The sequence below is a fragment of the Cupriavidus sp. D39 genome (assembly GCF_026627925.1).
Classification (GTDB): domain Bacteria; phylum Pseudomonadota; class Gammaproteobacteria; order Burkholderiales; family Burkholderiaceae; genus Cupriavidus; species Cupriavidus ulmosensis.
In genome coordinates this window covers 1-24,863 of record NZ_JAPNLE010000005.1, presented here as the reverse complement: position 1 = coordinate 24,863, position 24,863 = coordinate 1, and the positions used below count along the sequence as shown (strand labels likewise).

The 24,863-nt window shown below is 58.8% G+C and carries 28 protein-coding genes; 5 read left to right on the top strand and 23 right to left on the bottom strand.

What is annotated here, in order from left to right; genetic code table 11:
* Positions 1 to 27 precede the first annotated feature (27 nt).
* The 16 genes from OMK73_RS03645 to istA all read right to left on the bottom strand — a co-directional run bounded on the left by OMK73_RS03645 (position 28) and on the right by istA (position 11,093).
* Positions 28 to 1,212 (bottom strand): hypothetical protein, encoded by a 1,185-nt coding sequence (locus tag OMK73_RS03645; protein WP_267600805.1) that lies wholly within the window; start codon positions 1,210 to 1,212, stop codon positions 28 to 30.
* Positions 1,213 to 1,471: 259 nt separating this feature from the next.
* Positions 1,472 to 1,828 (bottom strand): helix-turn-helix domain-containing protein, encoded by a 357-nt coding sequence (locus OMK73_RS03640; protein WP_150986940.1) that lies wholly within the window; start codon positions 1,826 to 1,828, stop codon positions 1,472 to 1,474.
* Between the two features lie 1,353 nt (positions 1,829 to 3,181).
* Complete coding sequence (locus OMK73_RS03635) at positions 3,182 to 3,481, bottom strand: hypothetical protein (protein ID WP_170301901.1); 300 nt, start codon at positions 3,479 to 3,481, stop codon at positions 3,182 to 3,184.
* Positions 3,482 to 3,542: 61 nt separating this feature from the next.
* Positions 3,543 to 4,421 (bottom strand): hypothetical protein, encoded by an 879-nt coding sequence (locus OMK73_RS03630; protein ID WP_267600803.1) that lies wholly within the window; start codon positions 4,419 to 4,421, stop codon positions 3,543 to 3,545.
* A gap of 19 nt (positions 4,422 to 4,440) precedes the next feature.
* Positions 4,441 to 5,079: a hypothetical protein gene (locus OMK73_RS03625; RefSeq protein ID WP_267600802.1), complete on the bottom strand. Its 639-nt coding sequence runs from the start codon at positions 5,077 to 5,079 to the stop codon at positions 4,441 to 4,443.
* Between the two features lies 1 nt (position 5,080).
* Positions 5,081 to 5,773 (bottom strand): hypothetical protein, encoded by a 693-nt coding sequence (locus OMK73_RS03620; RefSeq protein WP_267600800.1) that lies wholly within the window; start codon positions 5,771 to 5,773, stop codon positions 5,081 to 5,083.
* Positions 5,770 to 6,345, bottom strand: coding sequence for a hypothetical protein (locus tag OMK73_RS03615; RefSeq protein ID WP_267600798.1), 576 nt, complete (start codon positions 6,343 to 6,345; stop codon positions 5,770 to 5,772). Before OMK73_RS03615 ends, OMK73_RS03620 begins: the two co-directional genes overlap by 4 nt.
* Before the next feature lie 30 nt (positions 6,346 to 6,375).
* Entirely contained in the window at positions 6,376 to 7,137 is a 762-nt protein-coding gene (locus OMK73_RS03610) for a hypothetical protein (RefSeq protein WP_150986934.1), read from the bottom strand.
* Between the two features lie 46 nt (positions 7,138 to 7,183).
* Positions 7,184 to 7,309: a DUF3717 domain-containing protein gene (locus tag OMK73_RS38765; RefSeq protein WP_420715455.1), complete on the bottom strand. Its 126-nt coding sequence runs from the start codon at positions 7,307 to 7,309 to the stop codon at positions 7,184 to 7,186.
* Positions 7,310 to 7,407: 98 nt separating this feature from the next.
* Entirely contained in the window at positions 7,408 to 7,734 is a 327-nt protein-coding gene (locus OMK73_RS03605; protein ID WP_267600796.1) for a hypothetical protein, read from the bottom strand.
* Positions 7,735 to 7,802: 68 nt separating this feature from the next.
* A complete protein-coding gene (locus OMK73_RS03600; RefSeq protein ID WP_170301899.1) occupies positions 7,803 to 7,940 on the bottom strand; it encodes a hypothetical protein in 138 nt (45 codons plus the stop codon).
* Positions 7,941 to 7,988: 48 nt separating this feature from the next.
* On the bottom strand, positions 7,989 to 8,276 hold the full coding sequence (locus OMK73_RS03595) for a hypothetical protein (protein WP_267600794.1): 288 nt from the start codon (positions 8,274 to 8,276) through the stop codon (positions 7,989 to 7,991).
* Between the two features lie 3 nt (positions 8,277 to 8,279).
* Entirely contained in the window at positions 8,280 to 8,540 is a 261-nt protein-coding gene (locus OMK73_RS03590) for a hypothetical protein (protein ID WP_267600793.1), read from the bottom strand.
* Positions 8,541 to 8,615: 75 nt separating this feature from the next.
* Positions 8,616 to 8,840, bottom strand: coding sequence for a hypothetical protein (locus OMK73_RS03585; RefSeq protein WP_267600792.1), 225 nt, complete (start codon positions 8,838 to 8,840; stop codon positions 8,616 to 8,618).
* Positions 8,837 to 9,610 carry an IS21-like element helper ATPase IstB gene (gene istB, locus OMK73_RS03580; RefSeq protein WP_420715453.1) on the bottom strand — a complete coding sequence of 258 codons (774 nt, stop codon included), beginning with the start codon at positions 9,608 to 9,610 and terminating at the stop codon, positions 8,837 to 8,839. Before istB ends, OMK73_RS03585 begins: the two co-directional genes overlap by 4 nt.
* The gene (istA, locus tag OMK73_RS03575; protein WP_267600791.1) at positions 9,588 to 11,093 is read right to left on the bottom strand and encodes an IS21 family transposase; all 1,506 of its coding nucleotides are present in this window, start codon (positions 11,091 to 11,093) and stop codon (positions 9,588 to 9,590) included. The genes istB and istA overlap by 23 nt, the downstream gene beginning before the upstream one ends.
* 1,423 nt (positions 11,094 to 12,516) lie before the next feature.
* On the opposite strand from istA, the gene OMK73_RS03570 reads away from it, so the two are divergent.
* Both OMK73_RS03570 and OMK73_RS03565 read left to right on the top strand, forming a co-directional pair.
* Positions 12,517 to 13,464, top strand: a complete 948-nt coding sequence (locus OMK73_RS03570; RefSeq protein WP_267600790.1) for an alpha/beta hydrolase — start codon at positions 12,517 to 12,519, stop codon at positions 13,462 to 13,464.
* 535 nt (positions 13,465 to 13,999) lie between these two features.
* Complete coding sequence (locus tag OMK73_RS03565) at positions 14,000 to 14,227, top strand: hypothetical protein (protein ID WP_267600789.1); 228 nt, start codon at positions 14,000 to 14,002, stop codon at positions 14,225 to 14,227.
* Between the two features lie 1,777 nt (positions 14,228 to 16,004).
* On the opposite strand, the gene OMK73_RS03560 is transcribed toward OMK73_RS03565, so the two are convergent.
* From OMK73_RS03560 to OMK73_RS03550, 3 genes are read right to left on the bottom strand one after another with little or no spacing between them, the layout of a single operon-like run.
* On the bottom strand, positions 16,005 to 16,523 hold the full coding sequence (locus OMK73_RS03560) for a thermonuclease family protein (RefSeq protein WP_267600788.1): 519 nt from the start codon (positions 16,521 to 16,523) through the stop codon (positions 16,005 to 16,007).
* Positions 16,520 to 16,963, bottom strand: coding sequence for a hypothetical protein (locus OMK73_RS03555; protein WP_267600787.1), 444 nt, complete (start codon positions 16,961 to 16,963; stop codon positions 16,520 to 16,522). Before OMK73_RS03555 ends, OMK73_RS03560 begins: the two co-directional genes overlap by 4 nt.
* Positions 16,960 to 18,783: a DUF6884 domain-containing protein gene (locus OMK73_RS03550; RefSeq protein ID WP_267600786.1), complete on the bottom strand. Its 1,824-nt coding sequence runs from the start codon at positions 18,781 to 18,783 to the stop codon at positions 16,960 to 16,962. Before OMK73_RS03550 ends, OMK73_RS03555 begins: the two co-directional genes overlap by 4 nt.
* 407 nt (positions 18,784 to 19,190) lie before the next feature.
* Between OMK73_RS03550 and OMK73_RS03545 the strand changes: the two genes are divergently transcribed.
* Complete coding sequence (locus tag OMK73_RS03545; protein WP_267600785.1) at positions 19,191 to 19,904, top strand: hypothetical protein; 714 nt, start codon at positions 19,191 to 19,193, stop codon at positions 19,902 to 19,904.
* 94 nt (positions 19,905 to 19,998) lie between these two features.
* Here the strand turns inward: OMK73_RS03545 and OMK73_RS03540 are convergent, their stop codons facing one another.
* From OMK73_RS03540 to OMK73_RS03525, 4 genes are all read right to left on the bottom strand, one after another.
* The gene (locus OMK73_RS03540) at positions 19,999 to 21,336 is read right to left on the bottom strand and encodes a hypothetical protein (RefSeq protein ID WP_267600784.1); all 1,338 of its coding nucleotides are present in this window, start codon (positions 21,334 to 21,336) and stop codon (positions 19,999 to 20,001) included.
* Between the two features lie 205 nt (positions 21,337 to 21,541).
* The gene (locus tag OMK73_RS03535) at positions 21,542 to 22,408 is read right to left on the bottom strand and encodes a SprT-like domain-containing protein (RefSeq protein WP_267600783.1); all 867 of its coding nucleotides are present in this window, start codon (positions 22,406 to 22,408) and stop codon (positions 21,542 to 21,544) included.
* Between the two features lie 23 nt (positions 22,409 to 22,431).
* A complete protein-coding gene (locus tag OMK73_RS03530) occupies positions 22,432 to 22,710 on the bottom strand; it encodes a hypothetical protein (protein WP_267600782.1) in 279 nt (92 codons plus the stop codon).
* Between the two features lie 45 nt (positions 22,711 to 22,755).
* On the bottom strand, positions 22,756 to 23,295 hold the full coding sequence (locus OMK73_RS03525; protein ID WP_267600781.1) for a hypothetical protein: 540 nt from the start codon (positions 23,293 to 23,295) through the stop codon (positions 22,756 to 22,758).
* Positions 23,296 to 23,654: 359 nt separating this feature from the next.
* Between OMK73_RS03525 and OMK73_RS03520 the strand changes: the two genes are divergently transcribed.
* Entirely contained in the window at positions 23,655 to 23,972 is a 318-nt protein-coding gene (locus OMK73_RS03520; protein WP_267600780.1) for a plasmid mobilization protein, read from the top strand.
* Positions 23,969 to 24,863: TraI/MobA(P) family conjugative relaxase (traI, locus tag OMK73_RS03515; RefSeq protein WP_267600779.1), on the top strand; the 895-nt coding region annotated here is incomplete at its 3' end. The genes OMK73_RS03520 and traI, both read left to right, overlap by 4 nt.

Sequence of the window (24,863 nt, the reverse complement as noted above, 5' to 3'; positions counted from 1 at the left end):
TCCAACGTTGGAAAAACCGGACCGAATTCACTCCGCCCTCCCGATCGATGCGAGCGTCTTCGCGCGCAGAGTCGGGGGCAGCTTATTGATGGTTTCCATGCTGAGTGTGGACGGATCAATCTGCATGGATGTCGCTGCAGCGACACGCCGCGCCCTTCCAGCAGCCGACTCTCGGGCGTCCTTGACGGCTGCCCCCACATTCAGACTGAACGATCCCGCTTTCACGGCCTCGATCAACTGCTTGGTCAACGCGATAACGGACGAGCGGATCGTTCCAGCGCGCTTGTAGCCAGCAATTTCGTCCAGGACATCTTGGCGATAGGCCGGCGGGCATCCGGTGAGCATGCTTTCGACAGCAATGCGCTCCGTTTGCGTCAGGCTTTCGGGAAAAACAAGTCCATCAGAAGAACTACAACCACGGTTTTGGGGTTGTAGTTGTTTGGAAGTCTTTGAACCCGTTTTCTTTGTTTCATTCGGCAGCGACGTTTTCTGCGCTTGCTGGAACTCGGGCTTTGACATCTCCTCAGAAGGGGATTCTTCGCCTACTGGAACCGGTTCAGGCTCGGTTCCAGTAGCTTCAGGAGGCGAGTCTGCTGTAACCAGATCATGTGCGTTTCCTGTAAATGAAGAATCTTCATTTACAGGAAGTGGGATCTCTTCACCTCCTGTGGCTGAGGGTTCTTGATTTACAGGGAAAACGGGGGCCTGAGGGCCATTTTGCCGGGCGAATTGACGGTCTGAGCCGCGTTCCCGGCTGATTTCGTAACGCCTGGTCAGCGATTCATTCGAGCTCACGCGCGTGACATTGCGTTCTGCGAGTTCGTCCAGGCACGCATCCACCAGAGGATGGTTGCGAAAGTAGGTTGTCAATTGCCGCCGGCGGTCGTAGACGGAGCAATAGAACTTGCCCTGGAACTTGTCGTCCGCCGCGTCGAATGCGGACTTGGAGGGCCAGCGGTGGCAGATCTTGTCGGCAGCGGTACGGAACTCTGCTTCACTGATCGCAAGCTCTTCGGTCCAGCTATCACCATCGCGGTAGTCCGGATGCTCGCTAGCAGGGCTGAGGAACTTATAGAAGCCGTCTGGCTTCTGATTGAACCAGAAGTCCATTTGCTGCATGAGCAGGCACCCCACGACAGAACCGGTGTAGGGCTTGAGCTCAGGCAGGTATGCGATGACGCTGCGGGTAATTTGCAGGAGGCGATTTCTCATGCCATCAACGCTTCGTTGAAGGAGAAGTGCCCTGCGAAGCCCATGGAAAAGGGCTTGGAAATACTGCTATATGGATGCATCTCATCACCGTAGAGGTTGCGCTTGCAAACGCCAGGGTGAAGGGAGTAGAATCAAATCAAAGGCGCGAGTTGTGCCTTGTGACCCTAGCCCGTCACACCTGACCTAGTGGATCGCCCGATTACTAAGTCGCTTCTTTCAAGAGCCCGAGGTTGCCGCCTTGGGCTTTTGTCTTTCTGGCCTACATCGCCATACTCGTCATCTCCGCGGCAGAGCTGGCATTGCCCACACGGGCCCCTTGCTCTGCGTCGCGCATTTCGTTCAGAATCAGTTCCACCATCTTGGGCTTGGCAAAAGCCATCTGAATCAACGTCTTTGCCGCGCCTGAGGGCTCCCGCCGTTTCTTTTCCCAAGAGACGTAGGTGCTCACGCTTACTCCAAGAAGCTCCGCCAGTTGTTCCTGGGTCTTCTTGAAAACCTGAGTTCGGATTGCTTTCAGGCTTGGCTTGCCGTCCGCTCCGATCAAAGATTCTGCTTCGTTCAGAAGCGAAAGTTGGGCGGGAGCGAAAGCAGCAGCAATATAAGTCTGGGCTTGCATGTGGCTTTCCTTGTATCTTGGGGTAAACAACCCTCACATAGTGACGGTAAGAATAGCTTCCGCCATCACTCTGTGTCAAGGTCCCCGCCATTTGCTACTGGTTTACCCGAATTTGAACCGAAATTAGTGAGACTGCCCGGAAAAATCAAAATCCGGGTTCTTTTGCTTTTTGCTATTTGTTGGCGGCATAGATCAAGGGCAATCCGAGCAGGCGAGCCCATGCAGACATAACTTCCATTTGTATGTCGGGAATACTCGTCCGACGAGCCCACCATATATTAGAGGTGCCGACCAGCACGGTCGGATCTTCGGCCATCGTTACTAGCAGAGGAAGCACAAGCAACTGCTCGTAACAAATGGCGGCTCCGACGACCTGACTCCCAATTCGGACAGATCCTTTCCCAAACGGTTGTCCGAGCGCCGACGATGAGGCCCAAGGACGCCACATGCCGATTGGCACCGGAACTCGTGCCACATACTTTGCATTGTCATGCGCACCGATGGCATACATGCCACTCTCATATCGACCTGGTGCGACTGTTTTTCGGCCCCCTACTAGAGCCGTCTGCTTCCGCCTATTGAGAGCGGCGGCTATGTCTGCCCACCAGAGCTCGTTCATTCCCCACTCCCTCCCACCAATTCTGGCAGAACCAGGATCGAATCAGGTGCCGCGCTAGCGGAGACCTTGGCCACCGCGGATTGAAGAGAACGCATTTGCCCGTAATCGTCTCCGTCAGCAACACCACGCCCGAAATCTGTATTCACAGCTACGTAAGCTGGGGAGGGGGCGGCGCACGATATGTAGCGTTGAGGAAAGCCGAGAGTGCGCAAAGCGCCGCAAACAAGAAGACGGTGCGCTTCGTTCGGAGTTCAACCGCAACGCAACATAGGACCCCAAGTGTGCATACGAGCCCGGTCCATCCAAGGCCGGGGTAGAGCGCGCCGGCTGCTGTTAGAGGGTTCGCCCATCCGACAAGGCCAACAGGGGGAAGGGCGAGCAACGCGATCGCGATAGCCACGCGAAGAGGGCGCTGATGCCGCCCCCAGCAAATGCACCAGACAGCGGCCATCAAAAGAGACGGCACCATCCATATTGCTAGCCCGATCCGCCAGTCCTTCTCGCCGCCGGCTGTCGAAAAAACTCTGTGGCTCCTACGACCAGGCCGCGTGCAGCTGCCAAGTAGTAGGCGAGGGCGATGACAAATGCTTGGAGTTTGCTGCGCGCATTTGCCCAGCAGAAGACGAATGCCGGCAGAAGGGCAAGTAGGAATACGGAACCGCGCCAGGCGGCTAGGCCGACGCCGGCAGCCCCCAGCGCCAGCATGCAAGTCCGGACAAAGGAGGGCAGGGACGCTATCGCATGAGAGCAACGTCGCAACCCCGCAGAATACCCTCGAGGCGCGAGCATTCCCGCTGAACCGCGTTTAGCTTGCCCCAGAAGGGAGATGACTCGGAGATCGTTTCTTCCGCGCATGTTTCTAGCAACCTTTCAACTTCCTGGCAAAGTTCGCGCATCCGCGCGGCGACAGCGTTCAGGCGACTTACAGCCTCACTCGTCGCGCCGGCGGCGTTGGATACATCAGCAATCCCATGCGCTAATCGGCGGTAGAGAATTGCGCATTTCGCCGCCGGCTCTTCCTGATCGCCCATCATGGATTTCTGACGTTGGAAATCGCAGCCCGGAGGAGTAGGGGCCGGGCCGGCCCCCTTTCTACTAAGCCGTCATTGGGACGATGTTGAGCCGGATACCGAAGCCATGGGCACGAAGGATGCCGAGTAGCGGCTCTTCACCAGGGGAGCCAGCCGTTAAACGCTCGGCCAACTGCGCTTCTGCGCACTGGAGCAAGGCGCTGAGCAGTGCGGATCTCGTCGCGCCCGGCTCTACCTGAGCGCTGGAGGTTTTGAGCGTTCGATTTTCTCTCTGCAGGTTCTCCACCAGGACTTGCAACCTAGTTTTTTCGCTAGAGGCTGAGCGAAGTTCATCGGCCAGCCGATCGCGCTCGGCCTCCGCTGCCGCCAAGTCTTCGACCACCTGGGTGATGTCCGCCAGTTGCCCGGCATCACGACCGCCGATGGCTGGGGGAATTCCTGCGTTACCGTCATGCGGCACGGGCGAATCGAGCCCCGGCGGCAGATCGATAAACGCATCCTCTCGACTAGCCGAGGTGCGTCGCGCGGGCGGAATGCTTGGGGGATGGCTCTGGACCGGAGCGGCTGGCGGAGGGATCTCAGCGGCGGACGTCGGAGGTGCATTCAGGACATCGACGTTCACGAGCTGGCGGAGGACCGCCTGTTCCGAGGCTGCATCCTTGCCGAATAGCTGGCACGTTTTCCAGCCGAGCATCGAGGCGATGTTGTTGGCGTTGTGCATGTTGTCGACGGACGGGCCATAGATGGAGATCTTGCTGCCTTCTGCGTCGAGCCGTAGCGAGCCGTCGCCGTCGCGCTCAAGATCCTCCAAGGTCCAGAGTTCGGCGTCATGGTCGGACGCCTCATACGAGTAGACCCCCATCGTGCTCGGAATCTGATGATCGGATTGGGTGCGGTCAACCGCAACGAGTGTTGCGATTGCTCCCTCGGGGATGAGATTCATTATTTTCCCTTTCTAAAGGTTAGTTGATACGCCAGCCCCAAGTCTTCTTGGCTTGGGGGTCAAAAGGCACGCAATAGGTGGCCGAGCCTTCTCTGTGCGTTTGATAAGGGGCGGGGCAATCGAGCATTGTTCTCACTGCGTTCATCTGCGCGAAACGTTGAGCAGCCGCGCCGTCCGCCGTTTGCAGCCAGGCAGCGGCTGGCCCGGCTGATTTGGAGCCAATCGAGTAGCCTAGAAAGCCGGCGCACAACAGAAGCACCGTCGCAACACCCAGGCTGGTAACAGCGCCAATGAGCAGCCCCTTCTTAGCTTGAATCGCGGCAAGAGCGGTGCCAGTCTTCTGCGCCTCGGCCAGGAGCTTGCTTGTGGTCTCCCGAACGGAGTCCACCAGGTTGCTTTTGATTGCACGTTCTGCGGCGGCCGCTGTCGAATCGAGAGCTAGCTTGTGGTCCGCGAGAGTCTTGATTGACTGTTCGCCGATCTTGTCAGCGATGTCCTTGTACAAGATTTCGTAGTGACCAAAGGCAAGGATGAGCGACCACACCGAGTCATGTTCTGAGAAGCCACAAGCTTCCTTGATCTGGTAGAACTTGGCGATCTCCTCCGTGGTCGGATCGCGCTCGATCAAGACAGTGAGTGCCTTGTCCAACTGGCTCATGTCATTCTCCGTAAAGGGTTTCGTCTAACGCTTCACAAGCCTCGGCATACCAGTTCGCGACGGCAATCTTGGCCCAAGTGAAGTTGGTTGGGGTATTGGCTCGCTGATTCGCAAACGCACTGAACGCGAGACCCGATTCACGGGCAACGCTCATAATTCGTGGGTGCAGCCCAGGGAAAAGCACAGTGTCTGCTGCAGATCCGGGGCCGTAGGCTTGGTCAAAATGAACGAAGCTTTCGGGCGGCCCGAAATGTAGGTTCTTGACGGGGAAGAGGCGGGGGAGGACAAGCCGGAGCTCGGGCAGCAAATGCAGGCCGTCGGGAAGGTTGTTCATGACGAACAGAACCTTGACGATGAAGCCGTGGGCTTCAGCCACGATTCGGAAGCGTTCCAAGAAGCCCATCGCCTTGTCTGTCACGCCGTCGGGGAGATTGGTAACGATGTGCCCAATGAGCCGATTTGACCCAATGAAGTCGGCGTACTCGCGCCAACCGCTTTCGTCGTCCAAGCGAAGTTCAGTGACAGGAAGCGAGTCTTCGAAAGCGCGCGCAACGTCCGGAGTCCGCTCGTCCCCATCCACAACAATGACTGGAACGGGCTGGCTACGAAGCCAGCCGGCGAGTGCTTTGCCCACGACGGACTTGCCCACTCCTCCTTTATTGCCGGCTACCAGCCACACAACTTTATCCATCATCCGCCTTTTGACATTTCTTTAACTGCTTTAAGTATAGCAGTCCTATCGACTAACGAAAGCTGGGAAAGAAGGGCGATGATTGCAGCACGGACTGCTTTGCGTCGTCTCTCCGGATTTGTGACGCTGGCGTTGTCAAGCGTGTCGCGGAGCATGCCGATCAACTGAGTGAGGGCAAGACGGGTAGCCGACTCTTCGGTGCTCTCGCTGTGATCGTCAGAGATGCCACTCGAGAAGCCGCAGTATCCGCCGGTAGCGATGGTGAGGCTAAACGAGTAGGCCCAGCGATCCGGCCCGATATGCAGAACGTATGCGACAGCGTGATCTCTACCACTGGTGCTGCGATAGGCAAACTGCTTGGCATGGCGCTCATCGTAGACGCCATGCTCGTTAGGGGCTGGGAAGATCGTGTGCCCTAGATCGCTCTCAGAGATGCAGGCACCTGAATCCAGGCTCGAGGGGCTGGTCGCGAGCACTCGGAACGCTCCGACCTTGCGGCCCCAATATCCCCGGTGCGGGCCCACCAATGAATAGTGGATGACGGCCTCACCCCGGCGGAAATTGAACTTGGCCATCTACCCCTCCTTTTTCCAACGTCAGAAAAGTTACAGGCCCAGACGATGACGAATGGACTCGAGCGTGTTGTGGTTAGTGGTGACCCAGTGCACCAGTTCCATGTTCTCGCTGGCGGTAAAGCCGTGGACGCTTTCCTTGTGCTGTCCTACGGGCTGCACCGCCCGAGAAAAGGGCATGATCGCGTCGTTGTCGGCGTACAGCTTGTCCACGGTGCGCTCGTGGAGCTCCGGCAGCTTCAGTGTGACGCCGCCGGCCTGCTCGAAGTTCGAACGAGTCGTGCTGGTATCCCAACGCGTGAACTTCTCGGCGGGACCGAAGTAGAGGTTCTTCACGACATACCTGCCTGCGAGATCGCCGCCGAGGGTCTTCTCTGCCTCGGAGAGCAGGTTCACGCTGTCCGGCAAGCGGTTGATGACCCAGAACAGGTGCATCGGTCGTTCCAGCAGGCGGATCGTGTTCACGAAGGAGGCGCCCTCCTTGCTAAGCTCTTCACCGATGCCAGCTGGCATCGAGATGACGATCACGCGATGGCTATGTTCGGACATGAAGTCCGTGAGATCCATCCAGCCGTCATGCGTGCGCAGGTTCAGTTGAGCGACCGGGGCAACCGATTTGAACATGCGGGCAACGTCCGGATTTCTCGTGTCGCCGTCGACCAGCGCGAATTCAATTCCAGACTTGTCCAGCCAATCGCAGATCACCGCGCATTCCATCGACTTGCCCACGCCGCCCTTGTCGCCGTGGCAGATGAATACCGGGCAGCCGGTGCTTTTCTTGGTTTCTTTAGCCATGTATGAAACTTCCTTTACTGAATTAAAAAATGACTTTTTGCCGACTTTAATCGGTCCAACGTGCCAACGCTTCGCGAGCGTGAATGGTAATGCTGTCCAGGTCAATCTCGGTCATGCCGTAATAGATCATGATGCCCCAAACCTCCGCAAGGGCGCGTACATCAGCAGACAGCGTGACGCCGGTAATACCCCTGCGTTGCGGCTCCTATTGATCGCCGCCTCGATCGAAACAATGCCAACCTTCATAGTGACTCTCCAAGTCATCGTGGCCTAGAGCACCTCTGTGGCTTGCGCCGCGGCGACCACGCCTTCGCGATTCAGTATCGGGCCCCAGCCGACGAGTTCGTAGAGCTTTACAGGGCGGCGCTTCTCGGATAATCCGTCCGTCACGGAGATATCCACGTACAGCTCAGTGCGAAGCCTCTGCAGATCACCAGCGATGGTATGCCTGTGGTGCCCCGTGAGATCTTCGAGGGCGACCGTGCTGGTCAAGCCAGTTCGCTCCAGTGCGACGAGCACAACAAACAGCCGACGAATGTCTCGAATCGGGAACTGATAGAACCCGTGTTCGTTGATGGTGATTTCGTTTGATTCCATAAAAGGGGCAAAGATCGTGCGATATCCAGCGTAGCGCACATTATGGCCCCTCTTGGCGGACCCGCCTATCATGCGTTCAGCGAACGCGGTCCGACAACTTCGAACAGACCCGGCAGAGCGCGTGTCTGCAACCACATCAGCGCCTCTTCCAACGTGCCGAGCGTTTCAACCTCACGTTTGGTGTCGCGGTAACGAGCAATGAACATCGGGAATCTCCTTGGTTAGTTTTCGATTCGATTAGTGTTGGCCATCTGCTACGCAACCAGGTAGCCGCTGACCTGGAGACCGTCGATACCGGCCTCGAGCGAGCCAGCCTCGCGGGAATACGTAACCCGTGCGCACCCGGCTTGTTCAAACAACTGCCTGATCATTCGGGCAACAAGGGTCATATGGACGGGCACGATCGCGAAGTAAGCACGCGACATCCGGCACCACCTGCAGCTATCAATGCCCATCAGAATGTTGATTCGCTCTGCGAAGGCCTCCGCTTTTGCATCTGCGGACCGTTCGGGCGCTTCCTCATTCTTGAACAGCGTGTTCATTCCTTACTCCGAGAGTTCCCAGCACCAGTTTTCGATCCCGTATGTAGGGATCTGCTTGCCGTCCACGAAAGTGTCGACTGCCTTGACCTCGAAGACCCCCACATCACCCTCGCCCGGATCATCGACCACGGAGACCCTGCCGCTCGCCTTGTCATAGAAGACGACGTCGGGCATCACCGCCGCCACCATCGCGATACCCTCTGCAGTGAACTGCGGTGTGATCCAGTCGTTCCAGCGTGTTAGCGGCGGCCTAAATCCGCGCATAAATGGTGGCAAGGTGCGGCAATCAATAAGGGACCCACGCGGGGCCCCTTGTTGGCGAGGAGGTTGTTGTGCTGCTCAGAACCCTCCCAGGATGTCTTCGATGTCAGAGTCTTTCGGCGGGAATCGTTGCTCGCGGATCTGGTCGTGCAAGTCCACGCAATAGTGCATCCAGACGCGCGCCCGCAAGTCGCTGAGCAGTTCGAAGACGGCCAATGCCTGTTCGGGCGTCCAATTGTCGGCGACCAGGAAGTCGAGTCCGCGCTTGATGCCGGAAGGCAGGTGTGTGAGGCTCTTGTTCATGGCCGTTTCTCCGCGCGGGCCCTGCTTCGTTTGCTGGTGCGCTGCTCGGCGCGTTCGCGTGCTTCCTTGAGCCGGTAAGATTCCCCCTCAATCGAGATCACTTCGGCGCGATGCACCAGCCGGTCAACCAGCGAGACCACGCAGGCAGCGTTGGGGAACACCTCCGACCAGGCTGCAAACGGTTTGTTGGTGGTGACGATTGTGCTGCGGGCCTCATAGCGGCGGCTGATCAACTCGAACAGCAGGTCGGCGTGGCGGTTGCCGTAGGACAGATATCCGACCTCGTCAATGAGCAACATGTCCGGCGAGGCATAGCGGTTCAGACGCTTGCGTAAAGCGGAATCACTGTCAAGCGCGGCTAACTCGCCAAGCATCTGCCCGGCGGAGGTGAACAGCACCGTATGCCCCTGCAGCAGCGCCTGGTGCGCCAAGTTCTGCGCAAGGGTGGACTTTCCCACGCCATTCGGGCCGATGAGCACCACGTTGGTCGCTTCCTTGAGGAAGGCGAGCGTCATCAGTTCCTCGATGGCTACGCGATCGATGCGCTCGGGCCATTGCCAGTCGAAGTCGCTCAGGGATTTGAACCGGCCCAGCTTTGCAGCCCGCACGCGTCGCTGCAGCGAGCGGTGGCCACGCTCGTCCTCTTCCCACTGGATGAGCGGCGCCACCCAGTCGGCGCCGTCCACCTCGGCCCAGTGTTCCAGCAGTCCGTTCAGGCGTAGCGCTTGCGCGCGTGCGCGCAGGATTTCATTCGCGTTCAAGGTCATCATCACGGCTCCGGGTCAGTTGGTCGTAGGTATCAAGCCGATGCGGCTGCACGGGCGTGTCCTTGCGGCGCACGTGTTCGGGCAGCTCCATGGCCACCGGTGGCGGCTCGCCCCGCGCGGCGCGGCGGCGCTCCAGCGCCAGACGCACGGCGTTCATGTGGGCCACGCCCTTGGCGAGCGCTTCGTCGATGGCGGCCTGCAACTCGGCCGCCCCGTACCGGTCGAGCACACGCAGCAGTGCGTTGGTGAGCGCACCGAGGTTCTCGCCGCGCTCGGCGGCGCGCGTGAGCAGCGCCTGGCTGGCCGGCACGGCCCGGGTCAGGCTGTTGACGCCCCGGTGCTGGCGGGCCTGGTGCTTGCGAGCTTCGAGTTCTTCAATGTGCGCCGGCAGTTCGATCTGCTCGCCGCGGTCGTAGCTGCGGCGATGCCGGGCAATCACCTCGGCCCCACCCAATACCCGGACCTGTTCCGGATCGGCGCGTACCGTCAGCGTGCGGCGCACATGCGTGTGCGGGATCGAGTAGTCGTTCAGGTCGAAGCGCACGTAGGGGGTCTTGCCGACCTTGACCTCAACCTGCTCCTCCACGGGATACGGATTGTCTGGCAATGCCAGCAACAGCGGCTGCTCCATGGCGAAGGCCTCGCGTACCGTCACCGCCTGATCTTCCGGACATCGCCTGTCTGCCGCCAGGGTGCGGCACCATTGCTCAGCCTGCGCATTCAGATCGTCCAGGTCTGCGAACTTGCGCGCAGCAAAGAAGCTGTCGCGCACGTAGCGGATGGCCCGTTCGACGCGCCCCTTCTCATTGCCCCGTGCCACCGCCACCGGGCGAGGCTCGAACCGGTAGTGCGCGGCAAACGCCAGCAGCGTCGGATGGAAGCGGATCGCATCGCCCTGGCGCTCGAGCACAGCACTCTTCAGGTTGTCATAGAGGATGACCTTGCCGAGCCCGCCCCAGTGGGTGAAGGCGCCAACGTGGCCACGCAGGAAGTTCTCCATGCGCGCATCCAGGAAGAAGCGGAGGTAAATGTCGCGCGAGTACGACAGCACCATCACGAAGGCCATCAGCGGCCGACGGGACCGGCCTATCTCCAGGTGGCCGAAGTGGGCCCAGTCGCATTGGCATTGTTCGCCTGGCAGCGTGCGCAGCCTCAGGAATGCCTCGGCCACCGGGCGCGGCCGGTGCATCGCAACCAGATGTCGGAAGTGGTCCGCCCCGCCTTTGTACCCGCGCTGGCGCACCATCTCCCACAGCCGGCGGGCCGTCAGCGTGGGGAACTTCTCCAGCGTCTGGCGGATGAATGGCAGATATGGCTCGATGAGCGAGCCGCGCACCGGCCCGTGCCGCGGCAGCCCGGCTTGCGCCAGCACCCGTCGCACGGTGTCGTGATGCACGCCAAGCTGGCGCGCAATGGTGCCGCAGCGCCATTTCTCGACGTGGTAGTAGCGCAGGATCTGCGCCTCTCGTTCAGCTCCTATAGTCAATCTGGGTCTCCGCGATTGAAGTGATAAACACGACGGGGACCTCGACGACGCACAAAGCCGGTACGCACCAGCGCTGGCAACGGGCAGCCACAGCAGTGACAGCGCGACGTCGCCGGCGCTGCCACCACCACGCAAGTGGTGGCAGCCACCGCGGCGGCGGCGTCAATCGGGTCCGACTGCAGTACATCATTCGCGGCTGTGGCGGGTGAACTGTGATGCGTCACCAACTTGCACCGGGCCCGGTAACGGCGCGCTCGCGCCGCATGGGCAAAGCGCCCACGGCGGCTGCTCTGATAGCGGTGGCCAGCAGCGCTCAGGCTCTCGCGTCGGGCAGCACGTGCGCAGTCGGCCGTGCAATAGCGGTTGCCGCGGTCACAGCGACGACAAATGAAGACTTGCGCCCGGCAGCGGGCGCACATGAACAGTCGGCCCGTGGGCTGCATCGACGCTCCTGAACGAACGCCGAAGAAGATTCGTTGGGGATCGACGGAGCGCGCAAGCAGTGCGATACTGCGCCTTCACGCGTTCCGTCATGGGGCAGGCCATCCGCCCGCATTACGATTCCTGTGGGGCGCGGCACCGGACTGAACTTGGCGGTTTGCTGCGGTGTCGCGCCGGTAGTTTCCTCGGCGAGATCGCCTTTCTACCACGTGCCAGACCGTTCACTTGACGCGACGCTGGGCGCGTCTCCAGTCGCCCTACGGGCTCCCTTCGACGCGCCCAGCGTCAAACCTTCCTTCGTTACCACGACCCCCTGTTAGACACATCCGCCAGGAGCAGGCCGACTGCCCGTTTGACTCCACCAGTCCCTCTTGCTGCCAGATTTGTGCGGATTTACACCGCCATCGACACAGCGCGAGCCATTCCAGTAGGCCGGGATCTTGGTGCCCACCGGCATCCACTCTGCGGTCACGTGGACAAGCATGTAGCGCAACAGATCGGTCGGCTCGAAGCTATTGGTTCCCTGCTGCTGCCTCATCATCATTTCTCCTATCCCAAACAGTGAAATAATTATATGGAAGTTGAAGTGCCATATCAAGATAATTCGAGAGGATGGGCAGCAAACAAACAAAAAATTGTAGGGAATCGGAATTAGCTGAACTACGTGCGCTTTTGCTGGACTAGAAATCCGGAATTGGCTGGATTGCCGTGCAGCCCGATGGGCGCGCGGCTGCTCCAGAGGTATGGTCCAGAAGCCCGGGACAGCGCACGACCGCTGTCCGGCCAGAAGCGGTCCCATCGGTCGTGGGCGTAGGACAGCGGACGTTAGGTGCTGCTCTCGTCTTGCAGTTGACTACCCGGTAATCTATATATTGATGTTGAAGCGTGGCGCAGCACACGTGGCGGTCATGCATCAGACTTGGGACCTGTGCGGAGACAAGACCCCGATTGGTCACCGTGCGAGCTGCGTCGGGAGATTGTGATGAGCCGTCGAGAAATTTTCGGGCGCGCCCTGGCGATCCTGGCCTTGGGCGTCGCCAGTCACCTATCCCTGGCGCAGGTGCCGCCCGATCTTGACGAAAAGCTCAAGGCGCTGGAACGAGTCGTTGACCCGTCGAGCACCGCCGCCCTGTATGTGCCGCTGTTGAAGGCACAGTCTTATTCGGGAGTGCGTGTCTCGCGGGATCTGAACTACGGGCCGGCAGACAGCCAGAGGCTGGACCTGTTCGTACCCGCGACCGCGCTCCAGTCGTCGCGTGCCGTGCTGATCTTCGTGCATGGCGGCGGCTTCGTGCGCGGTGACAAACATGCGTCCGACAGCCCCTTCTACGACAACGTGATGCTATGGGCCGCGAGCCGCGGACTGATCGGCGTCAATCTCAATCACCGGATGGCACCGCAGAACTCTTGGCCAGCGGGCACCGAAGACCTGGGTCTGGCAGTGCGTTGGGTTCAGGAGAACATCGCCGCGCGGGGCGGCGACCCGAAACGGGTCTTTCTCGTGGGTCACTCGTCTGGCGCGGTGCTCGGGGCCTCCTATGTCGCCCACCCACAGTTCTATGGACCGGTTGGCGTAGGACTGGCTGGCGCGGCGTTTCTTTCGGCGACCATCTTCGACCCCGCTACCGCCGAGATTAGCCCGGCGCTCAAGGCATATTTCGGCGACGACGTCAGCCGGTACGCGGAACGCTCGTCAGTGCCCGGACTTCAGCAGACACCGTTGCCACTCATGGTGGCAACCGCGGAACTCGATCCCGTCGCCGTGGAGCGCCAGGCGCTGCAACTCCAGGACGCGCTCTGCAAAGCCAACCGCTGTCCAACATTCACACGCTTCCCGGGACAGAACCACTTCTCCGAGGTTTTTTCGATCAACAGCCCCGACGATACAGTGGGCACGGGAATACTTGCGTTCATTCGCGGCGTTCGATAGCGCATGCCCCGGATGGCGATGCAGCCCACTCAGTTGGCGAAGGAAGCCCTGATTGAATCCTGTCACGATTGGCTATTCGTGACCGGTACGCAACGGGCAATGTCCAGGACGCGTTTGCCCCGCCGCGTCGAACGTCAGCTTTCCGAGAGTCCTTATGACCGCAATGGGTCGCTAAGAGCCAGTGAGCAACCGGTGAGGAGCAGTCCAGCTAATTCGCGCTTCTCGTCAGCGCAGTCCAGCTAATTCCGGGTCTAAGACGGCCGAGCGGCGGCGGAATTAGCCTGTTAAGTCATTGATTTTTCGGAAAATGCAGTCTGACGTATTCCGATTCCTCACAAAATTGTAGGAAACCGGAATTATCCGAACTACGAGCGCTTTTGCTGGACTGGAAATCCGGAATTAGCCGGACTGCCGTGCAATTCCCGCCAACGCCGACCCAGACCGGTCGGTCGGTTCACCCTCTGGTCACTGGGCGTGGCTCAAGATATTTGGGAGGAGGCCGTCAATACGGGGGACTCCATTACCTGTCTTCGCCATGCGCTACATTCCGATCCGCGACCAGCACCTCACTATTCTCGCCCGCAACCCCGATGCTCGGCGGGCTCGGGCGGAACAGCGCTTTGACGTCGAAAGTCTCATTCGGGCATGCGTTCCGGATGCCGCCACCTGCGATCCAAGCATTGTGGCCGACGCAATCCGGGAGTGGTTCGATAGCTTCGACGACAGAATTCCGGCATGGCGGCTGTCGTCGCAAGCACGATAGGAAGCCGGCCAGGCGGGGTCCAGCGCCGAGGATCGGCTTGCCAGGGGGACCGTTGTCGGCCATCAACGGACCTCCGCCCATGCTTGCACACGCACGTTCGAGCGTCGGTTCCACCCCAGAGAACGGACATTCGCAGTTAGTCCTTTTATGTCGTCTGTCCGGCGAAAGATTGTGCAAGATTAAGCGAACAGCCGATTCCTTTTGTTTTCAAGGCCCGAGGCTACCTAGTGCAAACCGATGGGACCGCATTCGCGGCGGAACCAAAGCGATCCAACTAAGGAGAAACATCGTCCCCGTCACTTAAAAGTGAGGCGTTTACCCAGTTACCGTTGTTGGTAACGTTTCGATATCGGATGTTGCCGTGGCCGGAGTCGTTGCTGCAAATCGGCAATAGAACTATTTGCTTGCCTTGCAAGGTAATTAGCCCTTTAGTTAAGTTGCAATTTACGTCAAACACCTCGATAACGCTCGTATCGCCCGAATACATGTACTGGCCATTGAGTCGAATGGTAATCATTGATTGCCCGAAGCTGGCAGTTATGCACGCGAATGCTAAAGTGCACATGCCAATCAAATTTCGTCTCATATTACCCGCCGAAAAACGTATCTGTGACCTCCGCAACCCTTTATTCTTGCATTCAGCTGATAAGGGATCTCTGCGCACCTTATTTGGGGTAAGCGAAACGCCCTTGTGATCCAGGAGATTTGGGGCTTGCATCCATGCAGACTACCTTGTCCCCTTGCCACGTCTTTTCTGCTCCGTACATGAATCCGTCAGTGTCAGGCCACGCGCAATTCTTTGATTTTGCCATGCAAAAACGCGCCGCTCCATTCCCTGGGCCCGGCCAGCACGCGGTTGAGAAACACTGCTCATTCGACTCGCACCTCTGGCCATTGTTTTTTGACGGTTCTTGCGCAATGGCCTGCGACGATGCAGCAATTAAGATCAAAGCGCTAGATAATAAGTAGTCGATTAAATTCATCTTATTCCTCACTTGGTTAAAGAGCTAAGGCGTTTTAATTGATTCTAGCCATAGCCCTGTTCGGAGTTTAATGGGCGCGTCCGCTTGAATGAAGTGATCCAATACCGGTAGTAACTTCTCCAGCAGAGCGTCGAGCTTCAGGTGCTAAGATAGACGACGCCACGGCGAAAGCAAGCGATATCACGTCCTTGACCTTCGGTCATGGTGACCGAAGCCGCAACCTGGCCGCTCGCTTCAATCGTAACGATTCGATCTCCCATGGCAGCTTTCTCACACCCCCTTGCGCTCTATGGAAGTAGCGATAGTCCACTAAATTGAGCGGGACGCGTTTGACCAGAGCGGTCGATGAGTTGACTCATCCTCTAATACAACAACCCGCAGTGGACGACCGCTGTCCCTTGCCAGCTGCCCTAGAAGCATTGTTTTTCCGGGCGCCCGCTACGGGTCGGCAACAGCCACTGACCCGGGGGCGAGTTCCCGCTGCAGGCTGCTCGGGTAGGAAGCCAAGAAACGTGCGCAAAATGGCACTGCACTGCAGTCCAGCCAATTCGCGCATCTTGTCACTGCAGTCCGGCTAATTCCGGTTCTGAACGGCCCGAGCGGCGACGGAATTAGCGGTTAAGTTATTGATTTCTCGGAAAACGCAGTCCGACGAATTCCGATTTCTCACAAAATTGCCCGCATGCAGCGGGCGAGGACAGCGGGATACCACGAGCTAACGGCAGCGCATTGGCAATGTTGAGGCCACAGGCAGACCTCCGACCTATCGCAGATCTATTGGCACATGCCGGGGCTCATTTCCCCAGAAGGGAGAGCGGTCGAGCAGTCTCGCTAGTGCGTACGCCTGTTGAATGCCGATACTCCCAGGGTGGTACAGGGCTCGTATCGGTCCACAGGCCACGCCGGATGGCCCTCGCGTTAGTCTCGGCACGCAGAAATGAAGCATCGTTCGTGTACTGTCGATAGACCCATGCCATGCCGGCCTCAACCTGGCGGAGATTGATTGAGACGCCATCCATCCATACGAAGCCAATGCGTCTTCCATAGCGGTCCGGCCCCTGGTCCTGAACGAGGACCTGCTTTGCGTAGACAAGATTCGACAGGGCAATTTTTGAGCGCGAGCCAAAGGGTTGCGATTTCTCTGGGGCATCGATGCCAGCCAGGCGGACGCGGATGGGTGTCTTGTCCACGAGAACGTCGATGGTGTCTCCATCCAGGACGGCTACCACTGTCCCCGAGAAGTCAGCAGCGGAAGCCGAAGCAAAGAAGACTGCAAAGATGATGGCAAGCACGTAGCGCAATAGTGATGTCATGGTTTTAGATGAGTCAGGGAGGAAGAGAAGTATGAGGCTTGCTGATCCACCCATACCCACGCCTTGACCCAAACGCGTTGAGCGCCGGGGGTTTCAACAGCGAGGCGGATCTCCGGCTCCTCCTGGTCGACCACGACAGTTGTACCGTCGTCATAGGTGCGTGCCGCGAGTTCAACGAAACTAGCACGCGTTTGGCGACGCAATGCAGCAGCTTCGTGATCCATCCAGCTACGAATGAAAGCCTCCCGTTGTTCAAAAGTGCCCTCCTGCCACTGCGAGTTGTCGGAATCCATAACTGAGGCAAAGTGTGCCGCCGCTACGTCTCCGTGGAGGATGCCGGCGACGGCCATGAGCGGCTGCAGGGCCGCATCGAGATCGGCATCCCTGATGGACGCCTGAATCATTTGTGCGGTGATGGCTTGGAGGTTGACGTTGATCATGTTGCTCCTGTCCTGTGTAGTTGACGATGACGTGTAAGGTGCAATCGGGGCGTGGGTTGGTCAGAGGGAATCGAAAGTGCACGAACGCAGGTAGGCGCCAGTTGCCCGCGGATTTCACCTATGCCGCCCTTCGTTGATTCGAGTGAGGCGTCGGCGGCAATGACTCCCGCGTCCAGGAGCTGCTGGACGTATGCACGAGCCACCTCGCGATAGTCAGCACCGCCGGCGATGAAGACCTCGCGGTAGCGCTTCCCATTGAATTGCGACAGATCCAGGCCCTGAGCGGCCAGTTCCTTAGCGCGTTGCGGCGTCATGCGCTGGTCATAGGTCTCGAGCTCCGTGGCGCCGTTCACGAGTCCATGCTTGGCCGAAAGGATGTGCACATCGGGCCGCGCATGCCCGGCGGGAATCCACTTGTTGAGCACGCCGTAAAGCGCGCCGGTATAGAGGGCCGCCGCTGGATATCGCCCTTGCCTCTTCGCTGCTGAGCACGCAACGAGCAACAGGCGCTCGCTGCCAACGATTTTCGTGTTTGAGGGTGCGGATTGCGACTGCTCTGCGTTGGTCCGCCAGCGGCCATTTCGCAGAACGTACTCTGTGCCGTGCTCCACCTTCCGATCGCCTTCGATCGGGCCATCTGCCAACCCGAAGTCGCGCCGCACAATTTCCTGCGGTGTACCTGACAGATCCGCGATCAAGCCCAGCAATCGCTGTTGACGCTCGAAATCTGCGCCGCCCAGCACCTCGCGCATCTGATCCCGGCCACCGTATTGTGCAAAGACATTCGAGAGTTCCGTAGCGCGAGCGCGCGCGCTGAGTCCGTCGATGATCCGATCACACCGCTCACCCGGCGCGAGCTTGGTGCCGTCGCGCGGCAGGACCATGCTACGGAGCGGATTCGCGTCAGCGGAGACTTCTATCGCGTCGCTCATGCCGGCATTGACGATTGCCTTGAGCCATTTCGTCAGCCGGCTGTCATGCAACGAGCCGAGGAAGTGAATGGCCCGTGGCTTGCGATCGAGCAAGAAGGCAGTCACTTCTGCAGGGGACCAAGGATTCGCAACCGTCGGGATACCGACGACGAAGTTGTCGGTGCCCGCAGCCAATACCGCCGCGTCGTAGTAGTGCGAGAGCGTGTAGCTGTCGCCTCGGGGGATCGGTACAAGGAGACGCAGGACATTGAATTGCGCGGTAGCCTTTATCCAGGCCGAATGATGTTTCAGAAGATGGAGCGAACCGTGCTGGTCGCCGATCACGTCAGGCAGAGAGACGAGGGGTCCCGGCAATTGCTCTTCTGCTTCGTTTTTCTCGTGGATCAGTTCGGCCAGTTGCTCATAGCGAGCGAGGATCTGGCCGAAGTCGAGCGCGACGACTTCCTTGCCGGCGGCCAGATCAGCCTGCTGCCGACGAAACATGCTGTAGGCGCCCGAGTCCACAAACACAGGGGTACGCTTCGTAGCGACCATCTCCGCGAGCTCGCCCATCGCTTTGCGGGACAGTTGGCCCACGTCCACGCCCACGGCATGCCCAGCATGACCAGCGGCACCGAAATCTCGAGCGCGTGACATGCCGGAAGCGAATCTCGCCACCTTCGCCGCGAGGGAGGCAATAGCCTCTGTAGAGGCGCTGGCCGTGAGGGCGAAAAGATCCAGTGTGGCGCGACGGGTCAGCTTGGACCGACCAGGGATAGGCTCATGCGCTTCATCGCAAAACAGCGTCAATTGCCTGGCCGCAGCCGGGACGCCGAGCATTGCCAAGAGGCCCAGCGTTTCGTTCGTGTGTGTCACGTTCAGGTGCATCGAACCAACCATAAAAAACATTGCTATATGTGTAGTATTATATGGCAGTTGAGATGCCATTACAATATCCCGGGCTTGATTTTGCCTGCTGGCCTCGAACGCCGTGTGCGTAACCGGAATTGGCTGGACTAGGTGCGCTTTTGCTGGACCGGAAATCCGGAATTTGCTGGATTGCTGGGCAGCCGGTGCAGGCGAGTGCTGCTCAAACGTGATGATGGACGGCCGCTTTCGACCCGATGCGGTTGGCCAACTGCCATGACAGTGGACGTTCAGGGTGGGTTGTTGTCCAGCTCGTATTGCTGCGTCCGCAAGCGCACTATCCAATCAGCAGTATCAGTTTCAGACAGAACGCGGCTCGCCAATTCGCGCACCGTGGTTAATCCGCGCAATGCAATACAATTACGCCGCACAATCCGGGGACCATAAAAATGAATTTCATAGTCGCGTTTCTACTGGTGGGAAGCTTTTTTGCGTTCTTCGTTGGGTTAATCAGTCCGTCGACCTTTGGTCGCAAGGGAAAACCCGCGCCGTCACGGTTAAAGGTGTGCTCAGCGAGTGCCGGAGTCTTTCTCTTGTGCTCAATCGTCCTCGGGAATTTCGCCTCGTCAAAAGCCGGCAACAGCAACTCGTCCAGCGCGGCAGCGCCCAGCGCTGCTCCCCCGACTCATTCCGCCGCTGCGGCCGCGGCTAGCGATACTCCCGTAGAGACGCCCCAACCGCCCCGCTCAGACTGGACGTACTTCGATCAACCGGATCAGATTACCAGCAAGCAGATCCACTTCGCGTCAGTCGATGCGTCGGGGAAGCTTGACTTCAACTTCCCGTATAGCGGGGGCTCGACAGCAAACCTCCAGATTCGAAAGCATCCCAGATACGGCACGGATGTCATTCTATCGATCGACAAAGGGCAGTTCGTCTGTGGTGTAGAGGCTTGTTCCGTAATGGTTCGATTCGATGACGGACACGCAGCGCGCTATTCGGCATATCAGCCATCTGACTACAGCTCAACCGCACTATTCATCAAGCCGTCCAGCAAATTCATCACATCGGCGAGGAAGGCGAAACGGGTCGTGATCGAGGCAAGTTTCTATCAGGACGGCAACCGCGCGATGGTGTTCCCGATCGAACGCTTGACTTGGTAGACACCGCGCTATTTTGCTCGCAAAAAAACTATCGTTTCAGAACCGTAGCTGTAGCGTCCATTCGAGAACCGTGCGCAGTGATGTGCCGCCGCGTTCATTCGCTTTCAGAGGCCGGCGGCGTGAATTGACCACTGAAGTCGTCATGCCAGAACAGGCTTTCGCGCCTTGGAAAATGGTAGGCGGTACCGCCAGACTCCACGATGCTGTCCGCAACAGGCCGCAGCACGCTGCGGCTGAGGAAACTGACTCCGACTACGTGATCGCGGTTATGCGACGACAGGAACCTGCTCACCTTGATCTTCAGTGCCGTAGGTTGAAACCGAGGATCGTTGTCCTGTCGGGCAATGGACAAGAGTTGTTCACTGTCGAGACCATCAAAGCCCGCCATCAAGATGCCAGGGCGGTTGCCTGTCAACTGCCGTTGAGCCGCATCGCGGAGTGTCCGAAACGTTGCACCTAGGAGGTCGTCGTTCTCCGCGCTCTGGATTACAAAGGCGAGTGCTCCGCCTTTCTCTGTGCCTAAAAGCATCACTTCGCGGTTCTGCGTGCCGGTTACGCTCGCGATTATCTCGCGCACGACTTCGGGGCGATGGCCATTTGCAACATTGCCAAGCTGCGCTAGATCAAACTCAGCGATCCTGACGTTTGAGCCGTCGTCGAGGCGGCCACTTCGGCCAATGGTTATCTGCTGCCGGACTCGCTTTGCCAATGCCTTGCACGCGTCGTGCCGACTGGGCAGTTTACTTGGAACTGTAAGTACCACAGCTAAGCCCACGCTCAAGTTCTTGCGAATTGTCTCAAGCTCGCTGGCAAAGAGGTGATGGAAGGCCAGCGCCTCGCGCCGATGAATATTCCGTCCCTTGTCGTCCGAAATCGATTTGCACTCAACTTCAAGACCACACCTGCCTAGATCGGGAACAAGCAGATCAAAAGTGCCGCCCCCGGTCATCTCCGGCCATTCAAGCCGATGGCCACGACGGGTGAAGTGCGTAGCCGCGATCAACTCAAGTCGAAGCGCACGCATGTCCTTTGGATTATTCAGCGCTCCTTCGACACGCTTCCGCAGACGTTCAGCCTCCACATGCGTGGCCAAGTCCATCATGGAGAGCGTCTGTGCGGCAAAGCTGATCGCCGGGTACAGCATGCGAGCCGCTTCCAGATCTCTGGGCAGTTGCCCGTACCGTTCGATGAGGTCACCGCAGCGCTCCAGACCGAAGGCGATGTCGTTCTCGTGACGCAGGAAGTCAGTCAAGAAAGGGTTGCCTTCGATTTCCGCCTTCATTTTGTTTACACGGCACGTCCAACGCCTCGCATCAATAACGTTGGCGAAGCGCTGGTATACCTCCGGAATGTCGGCGGTTTCTATTTGCGTCAGAAGGTTGGGATCGGGCGCGGTAGCTGAGGAAGGGTTGTCTATCACGGTGCGAGTCATGGAGTCAGGAGGCTACATTATCAACCGACCCGAACATCCCGCCAGTCCAACTAATTCGCGTCACAGATCCGGCGAGTCTAACGAATTCTGTTCGGGCGTCGTCTGCGACGTGACCGAATTCGTTAGTAAGTCATTGATTAAGCTAGAGGCGTAGTCTCACTAACTCAGCGCCCGCGCACGCCGCCGCCCGCCGCCCGCCGGCGGCCTACGGCTTGTCGTCTTCGCTGTCGGCGACTGTTGGCTTCGCAGGAAGGAACTGGCTGCCACAGATGCCACACGTTGCAAGAATCCCCCGCTTGCCCCATATGTTCGTCATGCACGCGCAGGTGTACTTTGTCCTGGTTGGGGCGCTGGGAGGCTGACTGGGGTCAGCCTGGACGGAGAGTTTGGCAAGCGTGTCGGCTGAAAGCGGGAGGCTGGCCAACGTCAGTGCTTCTGATGCGGCGTCGCCGAGATCCGCCGGCGCGGCAGTGTTCGCTGCGGCTAGTTGAACGATAGCGACCGGAGGAAAGCGGTCCATCCATGCGATCGTGAATCCCGACGCTAAGAGATCCTCGACTACCTGCAGGAACTTTCCGCCGGCAATGGGATAGTCCGACATCGACTCGCCCGTCTCCTTTCCACCAGGCTTACCGGTGTTGGACGCCTGAAGGCCGACCTCCGCCATCATTCGAGCAAACTCTTTGTTGTGGTAGCCGCGCCGGCCAGGTTTGCCATAGAGACTCTGCATCTGGTGGACCATTTCGTGGCACAGGGTCTGCAGTGCTTCGAGCAGCGGCGTGACGGCAAAGTGGTTTGGGTTGAGTGCGATCTCATCCGCGAACGTCCCTGCTCTGCTCACCCAGCGCTTTCGTGAAAAGTACCCGTAAGAATTTCTGCGCTCGCGCTGCAGCGTGAGAAGGCATCCCGGCAAGGCGCCGCCGAAGAGTTTTTCGTTGAATACGTCGTACAGCTTTTCCAGCGGCCCGTACATCTCTGGTGTTGCCGCTACGCGGATCTGGCCGGTCAGGATGCCGTTCGAGGTCGTCAATCCGGTTTGGATTGCACAATCCAATTCACTGTCAAAGGTCATTTTCTGACGTTGGAAAAAGCGTTTCAGAGTTTGGTCGGCATCGTCACGAAGTCCTTCGTGGACGTCATGACCGTGGGCGCGATGATCTTGCCCGTCTGGCGAATCAAGTACGCCTGAGCCTTGGAAAGCGTCGCGTCAAACGCTTCTCCGCTCTCGTAGTACAGACGCCCTTGGTGAAGGACAACGTTCTCGCGGAGATCTGGCCTCACGCCTTGGATGCTTGCGCCGGCCTGCAGAGCCTCTTCGATCGTCGGGCCGATGCCTTCTGTTCTCGGTGCAACGGGAGGCGCTTCGGCGGGCACGGGCTTACTCGGCTCCGCCGGCGGCTCAAGGGACCCCTCCCCGCCCTAGAAATCGCCGCCCCCAACGCATGCGTTGGGTGGCGGCGCGACCCCCATAAGGGGTCGCGCGGGCTTTTGCTTTTCCGCCTTCTGCGGCTTCATTGCAAAAGGCGCCGCCGCCGGCGGCACCTCTGGGGGCGGTTCGGGGAAGTGCGGGGAGCGCTTACGTTTCGCCACGGCTTGCGCCTCGGTCAGCGCATCCTGGCTAAAGCGCTGCCGGTCGTCGCTCTCCAGCTGAGATCGGGTGCGCGCGACCTGGTCGGCGTGGGCCTTTTCGTGCGCGGCAATGTCGGCCTGCGCCTTCAATTGATAGAAGTACAAGCGCAACGTGTTGGCATTGAGAACGAGCCCCGCTTCACTGAAGATGGTCGCGATCTCGTCAAATGACATCCCAGCTTCTCGTACAGCGATGATCGTTCCCAGCAGTTGGCGAACAGCTTCCTTCTTCCGCAGCTTGTCCGTAGCCGCGCTATCAAAGAACTTCGCGAGCAGGAGTTTCCGCGCCCGCTCTACGCTTTCGAGTTCATGAGTTTCAAGCTTTGTCATCTGCTTTGCGGTCTGGACTGTGGCGAGCGTCGTTGCACGCGGACAGCCGGGAATTCACCCGGCACGCGTCAGGAAACTATGCCTTTTCGTGATTTCTTTATAGTAGCAGATGGCATACACTCTGTGGGCATCGGCACGCCGAAACCCTAGTCAGGTCTATGGATAAATCCATAGACGGAAACATAGAAAAATAACCCCAGAACAACAGGACAGGATGGCAGATGTGGCCACAACACAAGTGTTGTGACCCCACCGGCCGAATCCGCTGGGTCGCCTGCGGCGCCCGTCGCGGATTCGGCCTTCTGCGGCCTGCTCAGGGCTCCGCCCCGAGACCCGTATTTCTGACGTTGGAAATTGCTATGGCATTCGCAAAGGTAGACAACCCCAAAACCGAGATCTGCAAACTGCGCGTCACAAAGGACGAGAAGGCAGCGCTTCTCATAAAGGCGGACGAATGCTCCATGCCGCTGTCTGAGTATCTGCTTGCCGCCGGCTTAAAGCGGCAAACTCGCGGTCGCGCCGATGTTGACGCTATCAATTTGCTTCGGGAGATTGCCGCCGGATTGAAGGCTCTGCACGAAGTGGCCGACGATATTCACGAAGAGCACCTGCAGCGTGCACTTGATGAGGTTGTGCAGGCGATCCAGCGTGTCTGGAGCGAAGGGGCACGGCGATGATCGTGAAGGTTCCGAAGAATCGCAGGGACGGGCGCTCGTCGTTCAAAGATCTGAGCAAGTACATCACCGATGGAATCCAGAACCAGGCAGCACCGCCGACCACGACGAGCTGGGACCGGCTGACCCAGTACATCACGCAAGAATCAGTGCTAGATGAGCTTGGAGATGAAGTCGAGAAGACGATTGCCGTGGAAATTGGCAACGTCACAAGCCTGGCCACAGCCCCAGCCGAAATGTATGCGGTAGCCAATAAGAATGCCCGCGCAAAGAACCCGGTGTACCACTACATCCTTTCCTGGCCTGAGCACGAGAAGCCGAAGACGGAGGACATCTTTGAGGCGGTGCGTCACACGTTAGGCGCTCTGGGCATGGCTGACCACCAGTACATCGCCGCGGTGCATGCGAATACCGACAACATCCATGTCCATGTGGAGGTGAATCGGGTGAACCCGCAAACGTTCAAGGCTGTGCCGTTGGGCTTTGATCATAAGACCCTCCATCGAGCAGCGCGAGAGGTTGAGATCCGCTTTGGGTGGCATCACGACTCGGGACTGTTCAAGGTCGTGGATGTGGGCGGAAGGAAGCTCGTCGTTGAGGACGCGTCCTATGTGGAGGACGATATTGCTCGCGTTCAGGGTAAGGCCGAAGCAGTGGGAACCTGGTCAGGGGACGAATCGCTTCAAGAGTGGTGCGCGCGAGTTCCAGCCGACCCGCTGCGGCGTGTCTTGAAGGACAACAAGATGACCAGTTGGCAAGATGTTCACAGAGTGCTCCTGCAGCATGGTCTTGAGCTTCGAGACGCGGGCGGTGGCGGTATGGTTGTAGCAGATACGACCGGGGCAGCGCAGTCGCGCGGAGGCCAGCCTGTAGTCGTGGCCGCATCGAAAGCGT